This is a genomic window from Zoogloea sp., from assembly GCF_041904905.1.
Lineage (GTDB): Bacteria > Pseudomonadota > Gammaproteobacteria > Burkholderiales > Rhodocyclaceae > Zoogloea.
The window spans coordinates 1-7,052 of sequence record NZ_JAYRMI010000113.1 but is presented as its reverse complement, the minus strand read 5'-3'; the positions used below and the strand labels follow the sequence as shown (position 1 = coordinate 7,052).

4 protein-coding genes are annotated in these 7,052 nt (G+C 73.5%); all 4 read left to right on the top strand.

Translation table 11 applies throughout. The annotated features are described in order from the left end of the window. A partial coding sequence (locus ACE3N6_RS18780) for a phage tail protein (RefSeq protein WP_374247348.1) occupies positions 1-2,018 on the top strand: 2,018 nt, incomplete at its 5' end. Next, a complete protein-coding gene (locus ACE3N6_RS18775) occupies positions 2,015-3,250 on the top strand; it encodes a hypothetical protein (protein ID WP_374247347.1) in 1,236 nt (411 codons plus the stop codon). The genes ACE3N6_RS18780 and ACE3N6_RS18775, both read left to right, overlap by 4 nt. Before the next feature lie 13 nt (positions 3,251-3,263). Next, the gene (locus ACE3N6_RS18770; protein ID WP_374247346.1) at positions 3,264-6,113 is read left to right on the top strand and encodes a hypothetical protein; all 2,850 of its coding nucleotides are present in this window, start codon (positions 3,264-3,266) and stop codon (positions 6,111-6,113) included. Between the two features lie 94 nt (positions 6,114-6,207). Continuing rightward, positions 6,208-7,052: hypothetical protein (locus ACE3N6_RS18765; protein WP_374247345.1), on the top strand; the 845-nt coding region annotated here is incomplete at its 3' end.

Sequence of the window (7,052 nt, the reverse complement as noted above, 5' to 3'; positions counted from 1 at the left end):
CCCTCGGGCGCTGCTGGCTGCTCGACCGGGCCGGGCGCCGCCTGCTCCTGCTCACCCCCGAAGTCCACGTGCAGGCCACCGTGCCCATCCCGCCCGACATCCAGCCCGGCAGCTTTGCCTGCAGCGCCCTCGGTCTGGTGGTCAGCGATCGCACCCGCCCGCGCCTGGTGGTGCAGCCCTGGGGCGGCGGCTGGCACGGCTACGCGCCGCCAGAGACGGCCGGCCGGCGCATCGTCGCCGTCGCGGCCGACCCCGCCTGGCCAGAGGCCATCGCCCTCGTCGAAGGCGGCCCGGATCGCTGGCAGCTCCTGCGCGTCGGCCCGGCCGGTGCGGTGCTCCACACCCTGCCCATGGCCACCGCGCCGCTGCAGCTCCTCCTCACCGCTGCAAACCGCCTGCTGGTGGGCGAAGTCTCCCACCGCCCCGGCGACCCGCTGCCCTACCTCTTCCGCGAATACACCCTGGCCGCCGACAGCGTCGAGGCCGAGCGGGGTTTTGCGGTGCGCAGCTTCGACGGCCGCGCCCTGTGGCTCGAACGCAACGGCGACAGCCCCCGGGCGATGGCCAGCACCGCCGCCGGTGCCCGCCCCCTCTACCCCCGCGAGGCCGAGCTGGACGACAGCGGGGTGGTCGAAACCTGGGCGCTCGATTCCGGCATCTTCGGCTGCCGTTGGCACCGGCTGTTCCTCGACCTGTGCCTGCCCGCCGGCTGCACGGTGCACGTCGAGGCCAAGACCGCCGACGACCTGCCGCCCTTCGAGATCCGCCGCGCCGCCCGCCTGCCCGCCGACCGGGCCGGCGACGTGCGCCCGGCGGCCATCGACGACCCGTGGCCGCCGCTGGGCTCGCGCATCCCGGGCGAGACCGAAGGCTGGGTCAGCCTGGGCGTGGCCGACCGCCGCCCCGCCCGGGCCGACGTGGCGCTCTCCGGCAGCGTCGGCGAGCGCCGCTCCGACGACCCGCTCGCCGCCGTCCGCCAGCCCGCCGCCACGCCCCCCGTCGGCATGGTCACCCTCGAATGGCTGCTCACCCCGCCCGCCGGCCGCTACCTGTGGCTGCGGGTGCGCCTGTCCGGCAGCCGGCGTCAGGGCCCCAGCCTGTTCGCCCTGCGCGCCACCTTCCCGCGCCCCTCGCTGCTCGACTACCTGCCCGCCTACTGGCGCGCCGACCCCGCCGCCGCCGACGCCACCGAACGCGCCCTGGCGCTCTTCGAAGGTTGGACGACCGAGCTGGACCAGCGCATCGACGTGCTGCCCCAGCTCCTCGACCCGAACCTCGTGCCCGCCGAGGCCCTGCCCTGGCTGGGGGATTTCCTCGCCCTTGGCTTCGATGCCCGGGTCCGCGAAGGCGTGCGCCGCGAACTGCTCGCCAACATCGCCGCGCTGTACCGGGCCCGCGGCACCGTGCCGGGCCTCACCCGCCTGCTGTCCATCCTCGCCGAAGCGCCGGTGCAGCTCGTCGAAGGCTTCCGCCTGCGCCGGCCCACCGCCGCCTTCGTGGGCAGCGCGCTGGTCGGCCCGGCGCTTGAACTGGGCGGCAGCGAAAGCACCCTCGCCGCCGGCAGCCTGGAAGACTGGGAGCAGGACCTCGCCGGCGCCCACGCCGCGCTGATGATCCGCCGCGCCTTCCAGGACCCGCCCTGCCCGGCCCGCGACCCGGACCACCCGCTGCCCGACGACGCCCTCCTCGCCTTCTACCGCCGCCACGCCCACCGCTTCACGGTGATCGTACCCCGGGCCCGCTGCGACACCCTGGCCGCCGTCCTCGACCTCGCCATCGAACGCAACAAGCCCGCCCACACCCTGCACCGCCTGTGCTGGCTGGATGCCGGCTTCCGGGTCGGCAGCGCCAGCCTCGTCGGCATCTCGCACCTGGGGCCGGTGGACCGCGCCCAGCCGGCGGTGCTCGGCAGCGCCGTGCTATCCACCTTCACCACCCTCCACCGCGGCCACCCGGCAGACGCCGACGGCCGCTACCCGTACTTCAAACCCATGAACCCATGGGAGGCATCGCCATGAGCACCCTCACCGCCAACGTCTTCGCCCCCCTCGACGACCTCGACCCGGCCACCCCGGGCGACCCCTTCGTCCGCCTGCGCTACAGCTACGGGCAGCTCCTCGGGGCCGAGGATTTCACCACCGAGCAGCGCTACTTCCTGCTCCGCAGCCGCCTGCACAACGCCGCCCTGCACGGGTTCGGCACGGTCTGGGGGCTCAAGGTAGGCAGCCAGGAGAGCGAAACCGCGCTCACCCTCACCTGCGAACCGGGGCTCGCCATCGACCCCCTCGGGCGAGAAGTGCACATACCCCAGAAGGTCTGCCTCGACATCGCCGGCCTCGCCGCCACCCCCTTCTGGGGCGACCTGTCGGCCCCGCCGCCGGCCACCCCCGCCTCCGACGCCGTCGACACCCGCCGCCGGGTGTACGTGGTGCTGCGCTACCGGGCCTGCCTCACCGAGCAGGTGCCGGCCATCACCCAGCCCTGCTCGGGCGCCGATGCCGGCCTGTCGCCATCCCGCGTGCAGGACGGCTACCGCCTGTGCCTGGAGGCCAAGGCACCCGATCTCACCGGCCTGCCCATCCGCGACATCGTCACCCGCGCCAATCCGGCGGGCGACCTCCGCACCCGCCTCCTCGACCAGCTCATCGACCCCACCGCGCCGCCCCCCGCCCGCCTGTGGAGCGGCGCCGACGACGCGCCCCTGCTCCTCGCGGTGCTCGACCTCGAACCCGTGGGCAACCCGGTCGAGCGGGTCCGGCTCTCCGGCGCCATCGACAACAGCGTGCGCGCCCTGCTGCCGGCGGTGCAGACGGTGGCCAACCTCGCCCTCGGCATCCACCTCGAAGCCGGCGGCGGCACGCCCCGCTTCCAGGCTGGCGGCCTCCACGCCCACCCCGGCGACGGCGCCGACCTGGGCCACATGCTGATCGACGTGGGCACCACCCGGCCCGTGCTCCCCGCCAGCATCGCCGGGCCCTCGATCCGCGTGCTGCGCTTCGACGAGCCCACCAAGGCCTGGGTGAGCCTGCCCATCCTCGTCCAGACCCCCACCGCCACCGGCCTGTCCCTCACCGTCGATGGCGGCGAGTGGGCCGACGGCACCATCTACCAGGTCTGCCTGGCGGGCACCGGCCCGAACGCCCTCCTCGACATCGACGGCAAGCCCCTCGCCGGCGCCACGGGCGAAGTGCTGCCCCCCGGCACCGGCCGCGACGCCAGCCTGTTTGCCACCCACCCCACCACCGCCTGAGCCGGAGGCCGACATGAGCATGAAAAAGTGGAAGAACATGGACGCCGGCCTCTTGACGATGATCGCCAAGGTCGCCCGTAACGAAACCCTCAGCGCCGCCGACGAAGCCTCCATCGCCGATTTCCTGAAGGACTACGCCGGCACCGCCAGCGACACCGGCTTTACCGGCGGCCCCACCGGCGACGTGCGCGGCAACAACACCCTGCGCCGCACCAACTGGTTCAACGGCCGCTACCTCACCGCCGAAGCCCTGTCGCGCCAGGACGTCTACTTCGACGCCCGCACCCGCCTCGCCGCCCAGGCCATGACCCCGGGCATTGCCTGGGGCCTGGGGCTCAACGCCGACGGCCTCAACCAGACCGGCATCGACTCCGAAACCCGGGTCGGCGGCGTATCGCCGGCGGCCGAGATCGTGCTGGCCCCGGGCCTCGCCTTCGACGCCATCGGGCGCCCCATCGTCGTCTCCCAGCCCTGCTTCGTGTTCACCCTCGAGCAGCTCCTGGGCGCCTACCGCAAGACGCCCCAGAAGGTGGTCGGCGGCGGCGGAACCGATTTCACCCCCTGCGTCTGCCTCGCGCCCGACCCCGCCGGCCCCACCGGCGGCAGCGCCGGCCTGCCCGCCGGCGCCTACCTGCTGGTGATCCAGGCCAGCGAGAGCGAATCCGGTGGCGCCAAGGTGATGGGCGAGATCTGCGGCGGCGCAGCATCGGCCAACTGCAAGGCCGACACCTGGCGCGGCGGCTTCGGCCTGTCGCTGGCCCGCTTCCCGGTGGACACCCCCTTCGGGCAGGACCTGCAATCCGTCTGGGATCTGCGCGGCACCCTCTCGGCCTACTACTTCGACGTCTTCGAGCACCCCCTCTGGAAGCGCTGGGACCCGCGCTTCGGCACCGACACCACCTTCAACGCCGATACCGGCTGGGGCCGCCACGACAGCAGCGCCGTTCCCCTCGCCATGATCTACATTGGCGAAGACGGCAGCATCCTGTTCCTCGACCAGTGGATCCCCCGCCGCACCATCGCCAACAGCCAGGCCGACGACTGGCACCGCACCCGCTTCGGCGCCCCGCCCCGGGCCGCTGCCTGGGCGCGCATCCACCAGTTCCAGTGCATGCTGTCCGAAAGCCTCGCCCAGCGCCCGGTGGACCAGGACGGCAACAACCTCTACTCCCGCGGCTTCCGGCACATCCCGCCGATCGGCTTCCTGCCCATCCGGCCGCGCGCCGCCGACGGCGAGTTCGACACCGGCTTCGACACCATCGACAAGATGCTCGCCGCCACCAAGGGCAGCCGCTGGCTCGTCTCCCCGCTGGTCAAGGGCGCCATCAAGCAGGCCGAAAACTACTTCTGGAACACCCGGGTCATCCCCTACGCCGTCGTCGCCCTGCACGACGACGACATCCTCGAAGACCTCAACAACGTCTTCGACAAAGACCCGATCCAGCTCTCCCGCCGCCGTGACGACAACGCCGGCGACACCGCCACCCCCGGCGGCGGCCTGGGTAGCGGCACCGGCGGCCTGGGCGCGAACACCTACCGCAGCACCCACAAGGCCTCCCTGTTCCAGGCGGGGCTCAAGCAGCAGACCGAAACCGCCGCGCTGCCCGGCTACTTCCGCATCCTCGCCAACCTCTTCGAGCTGATGGGGCTGGACGACCTGGTCAACCGGCGCACCGAGATCGTCAAGCTGGTCGTCCCCCTCCAGGGCCTCACCCGCCGGCACCCGCTCGTCGGCCGGCTCGCCGAAGACGCCCTCGACCAGGCCGAGCGCTGGGGCGTCAACCCGCTCCTCACCGCCGGCGGCGCCCTGGGCCAGTTCGGCACCATCAACGAAACCGCCGACGCCATGGCCGGCTTCATCTCCCGCGTCGGCCTCGACATGCTGCCGCGGCACTTCGTGGTGTACGTCAAGCAGCGGCTGGTGCTCCTCGACGCCCTGTTCTACCTGCTCGAAGTGCTCCAGTTCCTCGTCAACTTCCTCACCGAGCTGCAGAGCCTGTCCGCCAAGCAGAGCCGGTCCCTCACCACCGACGAGCTGCGCGCCCACTACCTGCGCCAGCCGGCCGAAAAGCGCGCCATCGTCGAAGCCCTCATGGCCCAGCCCGACGTCCAGGCCAATCTGGTCCAGGCCGCCGACATGAGCGGCTCCGGCATCGCCGTCACCACCCGCAACCAGGCCTTCCTGGCCCAGGTGCAATCGGCTGAGGCCGCCCTCGAGAACACCGTCGCCGACCCCGCCGAGCGCAAGCGCATCGCCGTCGGTCAGGTGGCCGACACCTACGCCGCCGAATACCCCGACTACCAGCTTGTCCAGGTGCTCGCCGCCGTGCAGCCCACCCAGACCCTGGCGGTGGTCAACCGGCTCTCGGTGACCCGCGGCGCCGAAGTCACCCGCACCCTCGCCGACGATCTGGTGCAGGAAGGCCCCGCCGTCTTCGCCGACGCCGACGCCCGGCCCATCTACGCCGACCTGCGCGCCGGCCTCGAAAGCCGCAAGGTGGCCGACTACGTGAGCGGCAGCGACACCCCGCTCACCGTCAAGGAAGTCCTCGCCAAGACGCCCGACGAAGCCCGGCAGCTCCTGGGCGCCGAGCAATACGAGAAGTTCCGCAGCGCCTTCCAGGCCGACCGGGCCGCCGCCGTGGCCGGCGCCGAAGCCCTCGCCAAGGGCGTGCCCGCCGAGCTGGCGGTGAAGGTGGAAGCCGAGATCCAGTCCGGCAAGCCCGCCGACGCGGTGATCGAAAAGCTCCAGACCGAAACCGCCACCACCGCCGCCACCCGTCCGGTGCTCGACCAGACCGCCAACCTGCTGCGCATCACCGGCGGTCAGGCCAGCTTCCTCAAGCTCGTGAAGCGCACCTGATGGCACGGCCAATGTGCGCACTCGCCCCGCCACCCGAAGGAGGCGCGCATCCTCCCCCGGGGAGGTGCTCACGCAGTAACGGGAGGGTTGTTCGATGACCGACGACCTCGCCATCGGCCTGCTGTCCACCCGCATTCGCAGCGGCGACGCCGAGCACGCCCAGGCCCTCGCCGGGCAGGTGCGCCAGCTCGCCGACCGGCAACTCGCCCGCGCCCTCGACGGAGCCGGCGAGCGCGCCCTGGCCCGGGCCCGCCTGCCGGCTGGCGCCGTCGTCGCGGTGCACGCCCTCGACCTCCGGCTCAAGGTGTCGGCCGACGTGCCCGCCGGCGAGCTTGCCGCCGGCTGGGCCGCCGCCTTCGAGGCCGGCCTCGCCCGGCTGCTCGCCGCCATCCCCCCCGGCGACGTCGACCAGGACGCCCCCGCCGCCTGGTTTGCCGACGTCTGGGCCGCCGAGCGCCGACACCTGGAACGCCGTGCCACCGGCCAGCCCGACGCCTGGTGGGCGCCCGACCTCGCCGGCGACGACGACAGCCCCGACCCGCTCGCCCCCGCCGCCATCCTCCAGCGCTGGCTCCGGCGAAAACCCGCCCGGGCGCTGGCCGCCCTGGCCGACCTCGCCCGCAGCGAAGCCGCCGCCCCCACCCTGCTCACCCCCGACGAAGCCACCCGCCTCACCCACCGGCTCATCGACCGCTTCAGCCCGCCCGCCACGCCCCCGGCCGGCCCGGTGCCGTCGGCAGCGCCCGCCGGCCCCACCGCCGGGGCCGGCGCGCCCCCCGCGCTGCCGCCCTGGCTCCCGCAACACCTCGCACGCCTCACCCAGCGCCACCGCGCCCTCATCGCCGGCAGCAACCCGGCCCAGGCTGCCCCTTGGCTGGCCGCCCTGCTGCTCACCGAACAGCCCTCCGCCAGCCCGCTCCCCCCCCCCCCCCAGCGCCC